This is a genomic window from Streptomyces sp. NBC_01471, from assembly GCF_041438865.1.
Lineage (GTDB): Bacteria > Actinomycetota > Actinomycetes > Streptomycetales > Streptomycetaceae > Streptomyces.
In genome coordinates, this window is sequence record NZ_CP109450.1 from 310,469 (window position 1) to 326,618 (window position 16,150).

A 16,150-nucleotide genomic window follows, 5' to 3' on the forward strand; every position below is an offset into this window, starting at 1 on the left:
CCCGCTCCTCGACTGCCGAGAGCAACCCTTCTCCAACAGATGGCCTCTCGACGGCCCCGGCCGGCAGCGTACGGCGGAGCCGACGCCCGGAAGTGCTTTCCGGCCGTCGTCGACGAGCTTCTGGAACCCGTCCTCCGACTGCCCTTAAGCTCGCGCGTCCTGCCGCTCGCGGCGAGGAAGGGGCATTCACCATCTCTGCCTCCGGCACAACTCCCCTTGACTGGCTGGTGATCGCCCATGGAACTGGACGTGCTCTTGTCAGGATCAATCAGCTTCGCGACAGTACCCCTGTCGTGTTCTGCAAGGGGGGACTCAGTCCACCAGCTGTTCAGTCCCCCGGGCGAAGAAGGTGGTCGTGTGAGGTATCCCGATGCAGTCGTCCGGCCAGGGATTCAAGGCCGAATCGCCGTAGTACTTGGTCTGCTGGCCCTGTTGGCCAGCGTGCTGGTCGTGTCGGCTGCGGCACCCGCGCGAGCTACCACCTACTGCGGGAAGTACGACGTCGTAGGGGACATCGAGCAGCGATACATCCAGATGGGCGGCCCCGGCGGGTCACTCGGGTGCCCCCTCACGGACGAGTTGGTCAACCCTGACGGGTTCGGACGACGAACTCAGTTCGACCACGGAACGATCTACTGGTCCGCGCGCACTGGTGCCTGGCCGGTGTGGGGAGCCATAGGCGACTACTGGTGCAGCCAGGGCTGCGAGGCGGGATGGACCGGCTACCCCACGGGCGCCGAGTACACCGTGGGCAACGAGATCCGTCAGAACTTCCAGTGCACGGTGATTCATTTTCAGGACCTTGGCGGAGGATCCACGAGGACCTGGTCGGAGGGCAACACCTGCGCCTGACAGCAGGGTTCCGGGCACGGGCCGCCGAGCACGGCGGGTGGCCCCTGTCGGGCCCGCGATCACCCACGCCTCGCTCGGCCGGGCGCCGAAATCTCGTCTGCGCAGGAGTGGGGAACTCTCGCTTCCTCGGCCGGTGGCCGAAGTCTCAACCGCGCTCGCGGAAGTACGCCTCCAGCTCCGCGGCCCCGGTCAGCATCGCGCGCCCACGGGTGGCCAGCCGGCCGTGCCAGTCGCACAGCGCGGCCTCCAGCGGCGCCAGCCCGCCGGCCGCACGCACCTGGGCGATCAGCGGGGCGATCTTCTCCAACAGGTAGCCTCCCCGCCGTAGTTGGTGGGCCAGCCGGGCGTCTCGTACGTCGCCCTCGTCGAAGACCCGGTACCCGGTCCGCGGGTCACGACGCGGGCTCACCAGACCGGCGCGCTCCCATGTACGCAGCGTCGCGGGCCGGATTCCGAGCCTGTCCGCCAGCGGCCCGATGAACGTACCGCCGGACCCGGACACCACAGCGGGCCCGGGCTCCGTGGTGCGCTCCAGGTCGCGGAGGGCGCTCTCCACGGCCTGGAGGGTCCGCCGGTCGTCGAGGAGCTGGGCGTGGCTCTCGTCGATGAGCCGGAACGCCTCATCGGCCGAGCCCTGGTTCACGGCCCGCATGACCGACGCCGATGTCCGGTGGCCATGGCCGGGCACCAGGGCGAGAAACGCGCGCAGGGCCCCCGCATGCAGCGAGGTATAGGTGCGGTAGCCGTGGGGTGTGCGACTGGCAGCCGGAAGGATGCCTGCCTCCTCGTAGTTCCTGATCGCCTGCGTGGACAGACCGTGCCCGCGCGCCAGATCAACCGGCCTGAGCCGGTCACCTCTTTGAAGGTTTCTCCCCATGAGGCCCACGATATCGCGGGAAAGCTTCAACCGAAGGTTCAACGATACCGTTGAAGGCATGGCTACTGACATCAAGGGAACGGCCCATGCCGTAGAGGCTTCCGCCGTCATGAGGCTGCTGCCGGGCCGGCCTCGGCTGCTCGCCCTGGGCGAGCCCACCCACGGCGAGGACACTCTGCTCGACCTGCGCAACGAGCTCTTCCGGCAGCTTGTCGAGCAGGAGGGCTACCGGACGATCGCGGTCGAGAGCGACTGCATGATGGGCCTGGTCGTCGACGACTACGTCACCGCTGGCACGGGCACTCTCGACGACGTCATGGAGCGGGGAATCAGCCACGGCTGGGGCACCTCCGCGGCCAACCGCGAGCTCGTGCGCTGGATGCGCGCCTGCAACGTCCGCGCCGACAGCGACGGCCGGCCCGTCTCCGAGCGGCTCCGCTTCGCAGGTTTCGACGGCCCGCTGGAGATCACCCACGCCGCGAGCCCCCGGCAGGCCCTCACGGCACTCCACGGTTACCTCGCGGCCGGGGTGGACACGGACCTGCTCCCCTGCACCGCGGACACGCTCGACCGGCTGCTCGGCGCCGACGGCCGGTGGACCGATCCCGCCGCGATGACGGACCCGTCCCGGTCCACGGGGCAGTCGGCCGAGGCCGGCCAACTGCGGCTGCTCGCCGATGATCTGGTCGCACTGCTCGACCAGCAGACGCCGCATCTGCTCGCGACGGCCTCGCGGGACGACTGGGACCGGGCGCACCTGTACGGGCGTACCGCGACCGGCCTGCTGCGGTACCACCACTGGATGGCCGACACCTCACCGGCCCGCATGACGCGGCTGTGCGCACTGCGGGACCAGATGATGGCCCACAACCTCCTCGCCGTCGCTGTCCGGGGCCCGGCACTCGTCCACGCCCACAACTCCCATCTGCAGAGGGAGAAGAGCACGATGCAGACGTGGCAGGGGCCGGTGGAGTGGTGGAGCGCGGGTGCGCTGGTGAGTGCCCGGCTCGGCGAGGAGTACGCGTTCATGGCCACGGCCCTCGGCACGATCCAGCACCAGGGGGTGGACACGCCGCCGCCGGACACCCTCGAAGGGCTCCTGTATGCCTTCCCGGAAGACCGATGCGTCATCGATACCCCTCGGCTGGCCACCGCCCTCGGTGACACACGGCCCGCACCCCGCGTATCCCCCTGGTTCGGTTACGCCCCGCTCGACCCGGCCCACCTGGCGGACAGCGACGGCGTCGTGTTCGTCAAGGACGTGGCGCGGGGACAGTAGATCAGGCCGGGGGGAGCGGATCGGACTGGCCAGCGGCGCCGGGCCACCGTTCGCACGCCCGTAGGTGTAGCCACCACCGACCTTCGGTCAAGCAGCACCGTCCCACCCCAAGTGGTCACCCCGCGGTTGTGCCTGCTCCGGGGACAGCGGATTCTGGAGGGGATGAACGGGGCTGATGTGGCGCCATGACTGCATGGAACACGGAGCAAGGTGGCGACTTTCGTGGTCCCCTCGACGTCACCAGGGCGGCCACGGCGGTCGTCGACGCCCAGGACTCGGTCATCGGATGGAGCTCCGCGGCGGAGCGGCTCTTCGGTTACCAACCGCACGAGATCGTCGGCCGGCCCCTGGCCGCCTTCCTGTCACCCGACCCGGCGCCCTCTGCGCCTCCGCTCCCTCCCCTGCTCCGTGGAAACGAGATCCGCGTCGCCCGGCACCGTGACGGGCACGAGCTGATCGTCGCCACCACGGCATGTCCCCTCCCGGGCGCGGGATCGGCGGAGCGCGTCCTCGTGGCGACGGAGCTGAAGGATCTCCGGCTGTGGGAGTCCCAGCTGGCCCTGTTGCACGGCTTGGCCACCCAGTCACCCGTCGGCCTGGCCATCTACGACACCGACCTCCACCTGACCTGGTGCAACGCGGCGTACGAACAGGAGATCGGACGACCGTTCGCCGAGTTCCGCGGCTCTCGGCCCGACGACATGTACTCCGAGGGAAGATTCGTGACCATGGGGCACCCGCCCACTCTCGACGCGGTCATGCGTCACGTACTGGACACCGGAGAACCATGTCTGGACCTGCACTTCCTGGGCCGGCCACCCAGCGACCCGGAAACGGACCACCTCTGGTCCTGCGCCTACTACCGGCTGCAGGACGCTGACGGACACGTATTCGGAGTGTGCGAGGACGCATTCGACATCTCCGATCGTTACAGAGCCCAGCGGCGGCTGGCCCTGCTCGTCGAGGCAGGCCGCGGCATCGGCACCGCCCTCGATGTGGTGGTCACTGCGGAGAAGATCACCGAGGTGGCGGTACCGGAGTTCGCCGCCACGGTCACGGTCGACATTTCGAGGGCGGTGCTGGAGGGCGAGGTGCCGGCCAGCAGCGACTCGGCGGTGATGTCCCTGGTGCGGGTCGCCCGCCGCTCGGCCGGGGAAGCCGGCCAGGAGAAGCCTGGACGGCAGCCCCCTCCCCTGGTGAACCACCCGCCCGCGGAGTACCCGTCCGGCTCGCCGCAGTACCGCAGCCTCTCGTCCGGCGGGCTCGTGCTCGACGGCGCGGCCCTGGTCGTGCCGTTGCGGACCGGAAACAGCATGCTGGGACTCGTCACCTTCATCCGCGACGCCACGTCGGCCACCTTCGACAGCGGCGAGGTGGCACTGGCAGACGAGTTGGCCGCCCGTACGGCGGTGTCCATCGACAACGCCCGCCGCTTCACCCGTGAACGCACCGCCGCCCTGGCCCTCCAGCGCCAGTTGCTGCCGCAGCACGTGCCGCAGCAGTCGGCGGTCGACCTGGCCTATCGCTACCTGCCCACCGACGACGTGACAGGGGTCGGCGGTGACTGGTTCGACGTCATCCCCCTGTCCGGAACCAGGGTCGGACTCGTGGTCGGGGACGTGGTCGGCCATGGCCTGCAGGCGGCCGCCACCATGGGACGGCTGCGTACGACCGTACGTGCCTTCGCCCAGTTGGACATGGATCCCGTCGAGCTGCTGTCACGGCTCGACGATCTGGTGGGACAGTCGGCGGAGGAGCAGGGGGGCGAGCTGGGCCCACCCGACGGCATCTACACCGATGTGACCACCGGAGCGACGTGTCTCTACGCGGTCTACGACCCGGTCTCGCGACACTGCGTCATGGCCAGGGCCGGACATGTGCCGCCGGCGGTCGTCGACCCGGACGGCCGGGTGTCCTTCCCGGACCTGCCGGCCGGCCCGCCCCTGGGCCTCGGCGGGCTGCCGTTCGAGTCCATGGAGATCGAGCTGCCGGTGGGCAGCCTGCTCGCTCTCTTCACCGACGGCCTGGTCGAGGCCCGCGACCGCGACATCGATCAGGGACTCGACACTCTGGGACGTGTACTCGGCGACCGCCACGCATCACTTGAGGAACTGTGCGACCGGGCGGTGGCAGAACTCCTGCCGGACGGGACAACGGCGGACGACACCGCCCTGCTGCTCGTCCGCACCCGCGAACTCGACGCTTCCCGGGTCGCCGAATGGGAGCTGCCCGCAGAACCGGTCGCCGTGGGCCGTGCCCGGGACCTGGCCACCGAACAGCTGCGCCACTGGGGACTCGATGAGTTGTGCTTCGCGACCGAGCTCATCGTCAGCGAGCTGGTGACCAACGCGGTCAGGTACGCCGAAGGACCGCTCCACGTACGCCTCATCCGCGACCGCACTCTCCTGTGCGAGGTCGCGGATACCGGCCACACCTCGCCGCACCTGCGCCACAGCAGCGAGGAGGACGAAGGCGGGCGCGGCCTGTTCATCGTCGCGCAACTCGTCCAGAGATGGGGAACGCGCTACACCCGCTCCGGAAAAACCATCTGGACCGAACAGGCCTTCCCTGAGACGGGATGAGACCACCGACGGCTGGAGATGCACCGCCGGCTGCCGGGGCTGTCCGCTCAATGGCCGCGCCGGCGAGCGGACAGCCCCGCGCACATTGCCTGTGCCGGAACCTGGGCCTGGGCCTGGGCCTGGGCCTGGGCCTGGGCCTGGGCCTGGGAGTCAGCGTTCGAAGACACCGGTCAGCCGGCCGCGATCGAGGACGGCTGCCGTGATGGCGGGCAGGAGGGCGCGGGGCCGTGCCCGGTCCACCGGCGTTGTGCCGGGGCCGCTGTCCACGGGGGCCGAGAGGGCGAACAGCTGGAAGACGTAGCGGTGTGGCCCGTGGCCCTTGATGGGCGCGGGACCGTGGTACCCGCGCCCGATGGTGGACCGCAGCACCCGCACGCCGGGGCCGGGCTGTTTCGCGGCCAGGGCGCCGGGCTCCAGCTGTCCGGCTGCCGGGTCGATCAGGGCGAGGCAGTGCACGGCGGGTCTGCTTGTGGGGACGTCGATGTCCTCGACGACCAGGAGGAGCTGTGCGGTGCCGGACGGAGGTGAACTCCAGGCCAGGTGAGGCGACCGGTCGTCACCGCCGACGTGCTTCGCGCAGTGCTCCAGCGGCATGGAGCCGCCGTCGCTGAACTGCCGGCTGGTGAGGGTCAGCAGCTCGGGGCCCTGCAGGTTGGGCAGGTTCCACGCGGTGTGGGTCCCGCCTGCTCTGCGGTTCTTCAGGAGTCGGCCGAGCAGAGTCATCGGGTTGCCTCGATCCTGTCGACGACCTCGGCCGTGGTGGCGGTTTCGCCGAGCTTGGGGAAGACGCGCTCGATGCTGTGGCGGTGGGCGTCGGCATCGGGGTCGGTCATGGCGTCGGTGGCCAGGACGACGTGGTAGCCGTAGTCGGAGGCCGAACGTGCGGTCGACTCGACGCCTGCACTGGTCGAGATGCCGGCGAGCACGGTCTGGGTGACTCCCAGATCCCGCAGGAGGGTGTCGAGGCCGGTGTCGTGGAACGCGCTGCGCCGCCGCTTGGTGATCAGGTGGTCGGTCGGCCGGACATCGAGTTCGTCGATGAGGTCGGCCCAGCCGGCCGGCAGTGCGGCGCTGCTTCCGGACCACCCGGCCTCGGTGCGCCCCGGCGCGCGTCCGGTGACGTTGACCAGGACCACGGGCAGGCCGTGCCGCCGGAATTCGCCGGCCAGGTGGGCCGCCTGCTTGACGACGGCGGTGACCTGACTGTCCGTGTGGGCCGAGACGATGCCCTTCTGCAGGTCGACCACGACCAGCGCGGCCGTGGGATCGATCGTTGTCAGTGCCATGTCGCTTGTCTCTCCTGTGGATGTCGGCTTGTTGACGGGGCCGGGACGGTGAGGTGGTGTCAGCCGCTGGTGTGCCTGTCCCGCCGGACGAGGGAGTCGCCGGTGGCGGCCTCCTGCGGTCCTGGGGCCTTGGCGGCGCGGCCGGTGCCGCGCAGGAGGGAGGCGATCGCGGCGAGGAAGGCGAGGGCCGCACCGAAGGCGAACACGATGACCAGGCCGGAGTGGAAGGGTCCGGAGATCAGCGTCGGGAAGAACTCGCTTCCGGTCAGGGTCTGTTGCTGCGCTGCCGTCAGATGGGTCAGGGCGCCGCTGGGCTGAAGAAGATGCTGGATCGGATTGACGCCCAGTTGGGCGGCGAACAGGGACGAGACCGGTGGCAGGCTGCCGACCTGGGCGGCGACGTGGGCAGGCACGCCCTGGTGTTGCAGTCCGCTCGTGAGGGTGTGCGGGAGGCTGCCGGCCAGTCCGGCGATCATGAGGGAGAAGAACACGCCGATGGATATGGCGGTGCCGGAGTTCTGGAAGGTGGCGCGCATGCCGGAGGCGACGCCGCGCAGCTGCGCCGGCACGCTGCCCATGATCGAGGAGGAGTTGGGGGAGGCGAACATGCCGCTGGCGATCCCGTTGAGCGCGATCAGCACCGCGAAGATCCAGTAACCGAAGTCGATCGGAAGGAGCATCAGCCCCAGGAAGCTGGCGCCGAACAGCAGAGCACCGCCGGTGGCAAGCCCCCGGGAGCCGAGGCGGTCGGACAGGTACCCGGAGACGGGGCCTGCGGCGAGGAACCCCGCGGTCAGCGGCAGCATGAAGATGCCGGCCCACAGCGGCGTGTCGCTGTAGTCGTAGCCGTGCAACGGAAGCCAGATGCCCTGCAACCAGATGATCAGCACGAACTGCATCCCGCCGCGGCCGATCGAGATGGCCAGGCCCGCCAGGTTGCCGAAGGTGAAGGCCCGCAGGCGGAAGAGAGTCAGTTGGATCATCGGCGCGGAGATGCGGTTCTCGATGGCGACGAACGCTGCCAGGAGAACCAGTCCGCCGGCTATCAGCCCGTCGACGAGCGGGTTGGTCCAGCCCATGGTGTGCCCGCCGTACGGCTGCAGGCCGAAGGTGACCGCGATCAGGACCGCGCTCAGCCCCACCGCGAAGGTGATGTTGCCCCACCAGTCGATCCGGCCGCCGCCGCGCTTGCCGGTCTCACGCAGGGTGCGGTAGGCCCACAGCGTGAAGAACACGCCCACAGGCACGTTCACCCAGAACACCGCCCGCCAGTCCCAGGCCGACAGCAGTCCCCCGGCGACCAGGCCGATGAACATCCCGCCCAGGCCGGCGACTTGGTTGATGCCCAGGGCGAAACCGCGCTGCTCCGCGGGAAAGGCGTCGGTCAGGATCGCGGCCGAGTTCGCGGTCAGCATCGATCCGCCGACGGCCTGCACCAACCGCCAGGCGATCAGCCACATCGCTCCGTGGCCGCCGTCGAAGGGGTCGAATGACAGCAGGATCGAGGCGAAGGTGAAGACCGCGAACCCGGAGTTGTAGATTCGGACCCGGCCGTACATGTCTCCCAGGCGGCCCACGGTGACGACCAGGACGGCCTGGACCAGCCGGTACCCCATGATCATCCACAGCAGATAGGCGATGTTGCCCGGTGCCAGGGGGTCCAGGTGCACGCCGCGGAAGATCGCCGGCAGGGCGATCAGCACGATGGAGCCGTCCAGGGCGGACATGAAGACCGCGGCGGTCGTGTTCGTCAGCGCTGTCCACTTGTACCGGTCACCGGTCGGGCGGCGCGGGGCGCGCGTCCCGGGAGGATCCGTCATCAGCCTGCTTCCCCATGGTTCCGTCGACGTCAGATGTTCTGGGCCAGCCGCTCCAGCAGCGGCGCGGCCGCCGCGAGCTGCTCCAGCTCCGCCGGGGTGAACGTGCCGCTGGTCAGGGCCCGGGCGATGAGTTCGGTCCGCGCGTTGCGCTTGTTCTTCAGGGCCTGCAGACCGTCATCGGTCACCGTCAGCACCGCGCGCCTGCCGTCGTCCGGATCCGGGCGGCGTTCGACCAGGCCCCGGGCTCGCAACGCACTGAGCGTCGCCCCCATGGCCTGTGCGGTGATCTGCACTTCGCGGGCCAGCGCCGAGGAGGTGGTGGGACCCGAGCGGTCCAGGTGCGACAGAGCGGTCCGCTCGGTCATCGTGAGCCCGCCGTCGATGGGGACTTGGCGCACCCGTCGCACCAGCACGCTGAGACTCGCCAGCAGCACCGAGGCGACTCCACCGGGGTCCAGGTCATCGTTCATATACTAAGGCTACCTTATAAACCTGCCTTAGTGAATCGCCGGCGCGGTCCACTGGTCGTGTCCGGAGCAGCCCAGACCGGGGTGGATGCCGCCGCAGGGCGCTCCCCCGGAACCTCTGCGACGTGTGCGCCATCTCCTACGGGCGGGCGAGCGGGGGCCCTACGCGTCCCGGACACCGGCGCCCCGGCGCGCTCTCAACTCGCCGCTCAGCTACGGGGAACTGCCACCGTACGGGCGGGCAACGTCCGAGCCCTCCGGGGGCCAGGGGCGCCCCGTCGGGGGTTCATCATTCAGCCCCGGCGAGGAGTTGCTCGATTCGGGCCGCGTTCTTCCAGCAGTCCGGGTTGCCGATGTCGGCGAGCTGTCCGCGCCGGAAGAGGTACCACTGCGATGCGGTCATATCGTGGTCGGCGTCGCGTACCAGATCGCCGTGCGCGCCGGCCCGGAGTACGCCGTCGGTGACCAGGCCCACGCCGGCACAGTCGACGAGGCCCTGCGGGACGGCGCCGGCCCGGATGAGGACGTCGACGACAGCAGGCATGCCGCAGTACACGGCGTGCGACAAGGCGGTGCCACCGCCGGGAATGGAGTCGCCACTGCTCTCCGGGTCGGCTCCCGCCGTTCCAGGCCTGGGAGACCGAACCCCATCCCTGAATGACCCGGTGCTCGCCGCCGGACATCACACCCACAGCCGTACGACCACGAGCCGCACGGTCGCAGTTCTTCACGTGAAGCCAGGAGCCGGCCGCAGGCCCCCAGCCCCGCGGCCTCTGCACATCAGGCCAAGCGCCCTACCGCTGTGGCCCCTGGACCGCGCGCCGCAGCAGTGCGAGGAACTGGTCGCGCTCCTGCGGCGAGAAGTGCGCCAGCATCTGGTCGCCCACCGCGACGACGGCGGGGGCGAGAGAGGTGGCCAGCTCCTGGCCGCTTTCGGTGACGCTCACCAGCTTCCTCCGTCTGTCGCTGTCGTCCTTGGTGATGTCCACCAGACCCCGCCGCCGCAGGCGGTCCAGAAGTGGCGCCACAGTCGACTTGTCGAGGTTGGCCAGCGCACCGAGCATGCCCTGGTCCATGGCACCGCGGGCGTGCAGCAGGCTCAGAACAGTGAACTGAGGCCCGGTCAGGTCCTGGTGGACCTGCTCGTACCAGAGTCGGGCGTGCACCTGGTTCAGCTGGCGCGCCAGGGGGCCGATTCCGCCGATCGCGGCGAGCAGGTCACCGGAGCCCTGGCCCTGGTTCCGGTTCTGGTCCCGGTCCTGCGATGACATATCCCGCCGCCGTTCTGTCGAATTGATTAGGACGTACACGTACTATATCGTCGATGGAACTAGGACGCACACGTCATAACTGTGTGCGACACGAACGAGAGGTGGCGACATGAAACTCATCGTCGCGATGACCGGGGCGACCGGCGCCCCTCTGGGGGTACGCCTGCTGGAAGCCCTCAGAGAGCTGGAGGTCGAAACGCACCTGATCGTCAGCCGCTGGGCGCGGGCCACGCTCGCGCAGGAGACGGGGTGCGCGCTGCGCGATGTGCAGGCACTCGCCTCGGTGTGCCACAGCCCGGATGATCAGGGGGCGTCGATATCCAGCGGCTCGTTCCGGGTGGACGGCATGGTGGTCGTGCCGTGCAGCATGAAGACTCTGGCCTCCATCCGTACCGGCTATGGCGAGGGCCTGATCGGCCGTGCCGCAGATGTGGTGCTCAAGGAACGGCGCAAACTGGTCCTGGTCGCCCGGGAGACACCGCTGTCGGCCGTGCACCTGGAGAACATGCTGGCACTGACGCGGATGGGCGCCGTCGTCATGCCGCCGGTCCCCGCGTTCTACAACCGCCCCTCGACGATCGCCGATGTCGTCGAACACATCGTCGCGCGCGTACTGGACCAGTTCGACCTGGACATGCCCACCGCACAGCGATGGCAGGGCATGAAGGGGGCCGCCCGCCGCACAGGGCCACCCCTGTGGGCCACCGACGCTCTCTGACGGCCCCTCACTCCACAGCGTCAGCCATCCCCGCGATGCCGCATGAGCGGTATCCAAGCTTGCCGGCCAAGAAAGGTTCTGTCATGACACAACGCGGCAACGCACTCAACTTCCGTGACTTCGTGGAGGATTCGCTCACCCTCGGCGACGCGGTCGACATCCGCGAACCGGTCAGCCCCACCCTGGAAGTCGGAGCCATCACCAGGCGCGTCTACGAGACGAGGAGCCCCGCCCCGCTGTTCAGCAACCTGACCGAGGGAAAGGCAGGATGCCGGATTCTCGGAGCCCCCGCCGGCCTGAGCGGCATCGGCGAGGGAACGTACGGCCGGCTCGCCGCACACTTCGGACTGGCGCGCGAGACCACGCCACGGCAGCTGCTGGAACGACTCATCTCCGCGATGCACGCAGCCCCCGTCGCCCCACAGGTGGTGGAAACAGGACCGTGCAAGGAGAACGTACTGACCGGTGACGACGTCGACCTGGAGCACTTCCCGGTGCCGTTGCTGCACCAGGAGGACGGCGGCCGTTACTTCGGGACCTACGGCTTCCATGTGGTGCGCTCCCCCGACGGGCGGTGGACCAGCTGGTCGGTCAGCCGCACCATGCTCGGCGGTCGCAACACACTCGTCGGCCCGGCCATGGCGCAGCAGCACCTCGGCATGATCCACGCCATGTGGCGCGAGCAGGGGCTGCCGACTCCCTGGGCCATGGTGCTCGGGGCCCCGCCGGCGGCACTGGCCGCGGCGGGTATGCCGCTGCCCGCCGAGGTGAACGAGGACGGCTACGTCGGGGCCCTGACCGGCAGTGCCGTCGAGGTGGTCCGGACCGAGCTGCACGACCTGTACGTCCCGGCCAACGCGGAGATCGTGCTGGAGGGATACATCAGCCCCGACGAGACCGCCCCGGAAGGGCCGATGGGTGAGTACCACGGATACTCCTTCGCCGGGAGCAAGCAGCAACCCGTCTTCCACGTCGAGGCGGTGACCCACCGCAACGACCCCATCCTGCCGGTCTGCGTGGCGGGCCTCCCCCCGGAGGAGAACCACACCATCTGGGGCACCATGATCTCCGCCGCCAGTCTGGACCTGCTGCGCTCCAGCGGTCTTCCCGTGGAGATGGCCTGGTGTTCCTACGAGGCCGCGACGTGCTGGATCGCCGTATCCATAGATGTCCAGCGGCTGGCGCAGATGGGACTCAGCGAACGGGAACTGGCCGATGCGGTGGCCCGCGTCCTCTTCGGCTCACACACCGGATGGCTGGTGCCCAAGGTCATCCTGGTGGCGAACGACATCGACATCACCGACATCAACCAGGTGGTGTGGGCCCTTGCCACCCGGTACCACCCGGGCACCGGTGAGTACGTCTACCCCGATGCGCCGGGCATCCCCATGGTTCCCTACCTGACTCCGGACGAGGTGCGCACCGGCCGGGGCGGCAAGTCCGTCATGTGCTGTCTGCTGCCGGAGCAGTTCGAAGGCACCACCCGGGGCACCACCGCGTCCTTCCGGCACTCGTTCCCCAGTGACCTGCAAGAACGGGTCGTGGGAAACTGGGTCGGATACGGCTTCCCCCCGGACAGGTCCACTGCGGCCTGACGGGCCGCCAGAGCGTCCCGGGCAGCCCTCCCCCCAGCCGGTCCGGGGGCTCGGAAGTCGAAGCGGGGCGGAGGCTGGTGCGGTGCGCGGAACGGGACTGTGCCGCCGCCCCATGGCGCGTCAGCATCCCCCGGCAATGGGCCAGTACGGGCTGCGAGGGCTCAGCCCTTGCGGGCGGTGACTTCTTCGGTGAGCTGCGGGACGACCTGGAAGAGGTCGCCGACAATGCCGTAGTCGACGAGGTCGAAGATCGGCGCCTCGGCGTCCTTGTTGACCGCGACGATGGTCTTCGACGTCTGCATGCCGGCCCGGTGCTGGATCGCCCCGGAGATACCGTTGGCGATGTAGAGCTGCGGCGAGACGGACTTACCGGTCTGGCCCACCTGGTTGGAGTGCGGATACCAGCCCGCGTCCACAGCCGCACGCGAGGCACCGACAGCGGCGCCGAGCGAGTCCGCGAGCGCCTCGATGATGTGGAAGTTCTCCGCACCGTTGACCCCACGCCCACCCGACACCACGATCGCGGCCTCGGTCAGGTCCGGGCGGCCCGTCGACTCACGCGCTGTGCGCGAGACGACCCTGGTGCCCGTCGAGTTCTCACCGAAGGACACCGTCAGCGCCTCGACCGTGCCCGCGGCCGGGGCCGCCTCGACCGGCGCCGAGTTCGGCTTGACCGTGATGACCGGGGTACCGCGGGAGACGCGGGACTTGGTGGTGAACGACGCCGCGAACGCCGACTGCGTGGCGACCGGACCATCCGCACCCGCCTCCAGGTCGGTGGCGTCGGTGATGATGCCCGAGCCGATACGCACCGCGAGACGCGCGGCGATCTCCTTGCCCTCCGCGGACGACGGCACCAGCACCGCGGCCGGGGACACCGCGTCACAGGCGGCCTGCAAAGCATCGACCTTCGGGACGACGAGGTAGTCGGCGAACTCGGGAGCATCAGAGGTGAGAACCTTCACCGCACCGTGCTCCGCGAGAGCGGCAGCGGTGTCGGCGGCGCCCGCGCCCAGCGCGACAGCGACCGGGTCACCGATCCGCCGGGCCAGCGTCAACAGCTCCAGGGTGGGCTTGCGGACGGCACCATCGAGGTGATCGACATAAACGAGAACTTCAGCCATGGGATTGCTCTCCTGCTGCGAATACGAAGAATCTGAGGGCGGTTGAGAGGCTCGGGGAGCCTCAGATGAACTTCTGGCCCGCGAGGAACTCCGCGAGCTGCTTGCCGCCCTCACCCTCGTCCTTGACGATCGTGCCGGCGGTACGGGCCGGACGCTGCGCCGCGGAGTCGACCTTCGTCCAGGCACCCTCCAGACCGACCTCACCGGCCTCCAGGCCCAGGTCCTCCAGGTCCAGGGACTCCACCGGCTTCTTCTTCGCGGCCATGATGCCCTTGAACGACGGATAGCGGGCCTCGCCCGACTGGTCCGTCACGGACACGACGGCCGGCAGCGAGGCCTCCAGCTGCTCACTGGCGGTGTCGCCGTCACGCCGGCCCCGCACCGTGGTGCCCTCGACCGACACCTCGGACAAAAGCGTCACCTGCGGGACCCCGAGCCGCTCCGCGAGGAGCGCCGGGAGCACGCCCATCGTGCCGTCGGTCGAAGCCATACCGCAGACGACCAGGTCGTAACCGGTCTTCTCGACGGCCTTCGCCAGCACCAGCGACGTACCCATCACATCAGTACCGTGCAGATCGTCGTCCTCGACATGGACCGCCTTGTCCGCACCCATCGACAGCGCCTTGCGCAACGCGTCCTTCGCATCCTCCGGACCGACCGTCAGGACAGTGATCTCCGCGTCGTCAGCCTCGCCCGCGATCTGGAGCGCCTGCTCCACCGCGTACTCGTCGAGCTCCGACAGCAGCCCGTCGACATCATCACGGTCCAGCGTCAGGTCATCGGCGAAATGCCGGTCACCAGTGGCATCGGGCACATACTTCACACAGACAACGATCCTCAAGCTCACGCCGGCTCTCCTACCTGTACCTGATGGCGGTCGTGGAGACGAGATTATGGCACTCAGTACCCCCTGTAAAGGTACGTAGTGCCAGCAGGCCGCCTCCGGTGCTACGTTCCCCGCATGACTGAGCCGCGCAGACCAGCCAAGAAGGCCGCCATGCGAGACGTGCTCGCCGAGGCGGCGTTCGAGCTCTTCCTCGAGCGGGGCTTCGAGCAGACCACGGTGGATGACATCGTCGCCCGGGCCGGGGTCGGACGCCGGTCGTTCTTCCGCTACTTCCCGTCCAAGGAGGACGCGGTCTTCCCCGACCACGAGCGCTGCCTGGCCGATATGACCGCATTCCTGGAGACCGCAGACGATGCCGAACCGGTGGGCGCGGTGTGCGACGCGGCCAGGATCGTCCTGCGCATGTACGCAGCGAACCCCGAGTTCTCCGTGCAGCGCTACCGCCTCACGCGGGAAGTTCCCGGGCTGCGCACCTACGAGCTGTCCGTGGTACGCCGTTACGAACGGACCCTCGCCGGGTACTTGGAGCGGCGTTGTGACGGGACCCGGGACGGGGCGCTGCGCGCCGAGGTGATCGCCGCGTCCGTGGTCGCAGCGCACAACAACAGCTTGCGATCCTGGCTTCGTTCGGGCGGCGACGGTGACGCCGAGGCTGCGGTGGACCATGCGCTCGGGCTCGTGCGGGAGACGTGGGGAAGCACCGTCGGGCACCCGGCCGCACCGGCGTCACCGACCGCACCGACCGCACCGACCGCACCGGCTGCCGAGAGCGAAGTGATCGTCATGGTCGCCCCGAAGGGTGCCCCGATGTGGCGCGTGGTGCAGAGCATCGAGACGGCCTTCGGAGAGGGGTGAGCGCGTCGAGACCAGCCCGTACAGCACTCAGTACCTTTACCGTCAGGCACTGGGTGCCATATGGTGCGGATGCGCTGACCTGAAGGGGCGGCGCACCCACGTCGAGCGCAAGGGGCTGCGGAATGTCCAGCACAGGATTCGGCACTGCGCCGGCGAAGCGCGAAGAGACCGGCCTGGTATTCCAGCGCTGTCGTTGGTGCCAGACGGCCTCCTTCAGGCGGCTGTTGTGCCCCGTCTGCGCATCGAGCGATCTTGAGTCCGAACGCAGTGACGGGTACGGCGTCGTCGTGCGGTCAGGCGTGGTGAACCGCTACACGGGCGCGGCGCGCAATGAATCCCTCGTACGGTTTCCCGAAGGCTTCGTGTTCCGCTGCCGAGTCGTGGGCGCCGCACCGCACCTGGTCCATGTCGGGGCCCAGGTCCGCCCGGTGTCCGATACGGGCCCCGACGCGGGCGAAGTGGTGTTCGAGCTGTGCGAGGAGGACCGGCCAGTCGGCTGGTAGTCAGCCGGCCTCGGTTTCCACCGCCCCCGGGCAGCCGCTGCACGGCAGCGGCCCCGACCCGGAGGCGCGGTGGC

At 69.3% G+C, this 16,150-nt stretch carries 16 protein-coding genes; 7 read left to right on the forward strand and 9 right to left on the reverse strand.

What is annotated here, in order from left to right; all coding sequences use genetic code 11:
• The first annotated feature begins 441 nt into the window (after nucleotides 1-441).
• A complete protein-coding gene (locus OG285_RS01370) occupies nucleotides 442-852 on the forward strand; it encodes an LGFP repeat-containing protein (protein WP_371793428.1) in 411 nt (136 codons plus the stop codon).
• A gap of 145 nt (nucleotides 853-997) precedes the next feature.
• Here the strand turns inward: OG285_RS01370 and OG285_RS01375 are convergent, their stop codons facing one another.
• Nucleotides 998-1,729, reverse strand: coding sequence for a TioE family transcriptional regulator (locus OG285_RS01375; protein ID WP_371789883.1), 732 nt, complete (start codon nucleotides 1,727-1,729; stop codon nucleotides 998-1,000).
• 58 nt (nucleotides 1,730-1,787) lie between these two features.
• Between OG285_RS01375 and OG285_RS01380 the strand changes: the two genes are divergently transcribed.
• Both OG285_RS01380 and OG285_RS01385 read left to right on the forward strand, forming a co-directional pair.
• Complete coding sequence (locus OG285_RS01380; RefSeq protein ID WP_371789884.1) at nucleotides 1,788-3,008, forward strand: erythromycin esterase family protein; 1,221 nt, start codon at nucleotides 1,788-1,790, stop codon at nucleotides 3,006-3,008.
• A gap of 185 nt (nucleotides 3,009-3,193) precedes the next feature.
• A complete protein-coding gene (locus OG285_RS01385; RefSeq protein WP_371789885.1) occupies nucleotides 3,194-5,590 on the forward strand; it encodes a SpoIIE family protein phosphatase in 2,397 nt (798 codons plus the stop codon).
• A 150-nt stretch (nucleotides 5,591-5,740) separates the two neighbouring features.
• Here OG285_RS01385 and OG285_RS01390 read toward each other — a convergent pair whose 3' ends face one another.
• From OG285_RS01390 to OG285_RS01415, 6 genes are all read right to left on the reverse strand, one after another.
• Nucleotides 5,741-6,313 carry a YbhB/YbcL family Raf kinase inhibitor-like protein gene (locus tag OG285_RS01390; RefSeq protein ID WP_371789886.1) on the reverse strand — a complete coding sequence of 191 codons (573 nt, stop codon included), beginning with the start codon at nucleotides 6,311-6,313 and terminating at the stop codon, nucleotides 5,741-5,743.
• Nucleotides 6,310-6,876 (reverse strand): cysteine hydrolase family protein, encoded by a 567-nt coding sequence (locus OG285_RS01395; protein WP_371789887.1) that lies wholly within the window; start codon nucleotides 6,874-6,876, stop codon nucleotides 6,310-6,312. Before OG285_RS01395 ends, OG285_RS01390 begins: the two co-directional genes overlap by 4 nt.
• 59 nt (nucleotides 6,877-6,935) lie before the next feature.
• Nucleotides 6,936-8,696 carry an MFS transporter gene (locus OG285_RS01400; protein ID WP_371789888.1) on the reverse strand — a complete coding sequence of 587 codons (1,761 nt, stop codon included), beginning with the start codon at nucleotides 8,694-8,696 and terminating at the stop codon, nucleotides 6,936-6,938.
• Between the two features lie 29 nt (nucleotides 8,697-8,725).
• Nucleotides 8,726-9,166, reverse strand: coding sequence for a MarR family winged helix-turn-helix transcriptional regulator (locus OG285_RS01405; protein ID WP_356836453.1), 441 nt, complete (start codon nucleotides 9,164-9,166; stop codon nucleotides 8,726-8,728).
• A gap of 286 nt (nucleotides 9,167-9,452) precedes the next feature.
• On the reverse strand, nucleotides 9,453-9,731 hold the full coding sequence (locus tag OG285_RS01410; protein WP_371789889.1) for a hypothetical protein: 279 nt from the start codon (nucleotides 9,729-9,731) through the stop codon (nucleotides 9,453-9,455).
• A 226-nt stretch (nucleotides 9,732-9,957) separates the two neighbouring features.
• A complete protein-coding gene (locus OG285_RS01415) occupies nucleotides 9,958-10,434 on the reverse strand; it encodes a MarR family winged helix-turn-helix transcriptional regulator (RefSeq protein WP_356836457.1) in 477 nt (158 codons plus the stop codon).
• A 109-nt stretch (nucleotides 10,435-10,543) separates the two neighbouring features.
• Here OG285_RS01415 and OG285_RS01420 point away from each other — a divergent pair, with 109 nt between their 5' ends.
• Nucleotides 10,544-11,152, forward strand: a complete 609-nt coding sequence (locus tag OG285_RS01420; protein ID WP_356836459.1) for a non-oxidative hydroxyarylic acid decarboxylases subunit B — start codon at nucleotides 10,544-10,546, stop codon at nucleotides 11,150-11,152.
• Nucleotides 11,153-11,235: 83 nt separating this feature from the next.
• Nucleotides 11,236-12,747, forward strand: coding sequence for a UbiD family decarboxylase (locus tag OG285_RS01425; protein ID WP_371789890.1), 1,512 nt, complete (start codon nucleotides 11,236-11,238; stop codon nucleotides 12,745-12,747).
• A 161-nt stretch (nucleotides 12,748-12,908) separates the two neighbouring features.
• On the opposite strand, the gene OG285_RS01430 is transcribed toward OG285_RS01425, so the two are convergent.
• Entirely contained in the window at nucleotides 12,909-13,871 is a 963-nt protein-coding gene (locus tag OG285_RS01430) for an electron transfer flavoprotein subunit alpha/FixB family protein (protein WP_371789891.1), read from the reverse strand.
• Between the two features lie 61 nt (nucleotides 13,872-13,932).
• Nucleotides 13,933-14,718, reverse strand: a complete 786-nt coding sequence (locus OG285_RS01435) for an electron transfer flavoprotein subunit beta (RefSeq protein WP_371789892.1) — start codon at nucleotides 14,716-14,718, stop codon at nucleotides 13,933-13,935.
• A 114-nt stretch (nucleotides 14,719-14,832) separates the two neighbouring features.
• On the opposite strand from OG285_RS01435, the gene OG285_RS01440 reads away from it, so the two are divergent.
• Entirely contained in the window at nucleotides 14,833-15,573 is a 741-nt protein-coding gene (locus OG285_RS01440) for a TetR family transcriptional regulator (protein WP_356836523.1), read from the forward strand.
• Nucleotides 15,574-15,695: 122 nt separating this feature from the next.
• On the forward strand, nucleotides 15,696-16,076 hold the full coding sequence (locus OG285_RS01445) for a zinc ribbon domain-containing protein (protein WP_356836525.1): 381 nt from the start codon (nucleotides 15,696-15,698) through the stop codon (nucleotides 16,074-16,076).
• The last annotated feature ends 74 nt before the right edge of the window (nucleotides 16,077-16,150 follow it).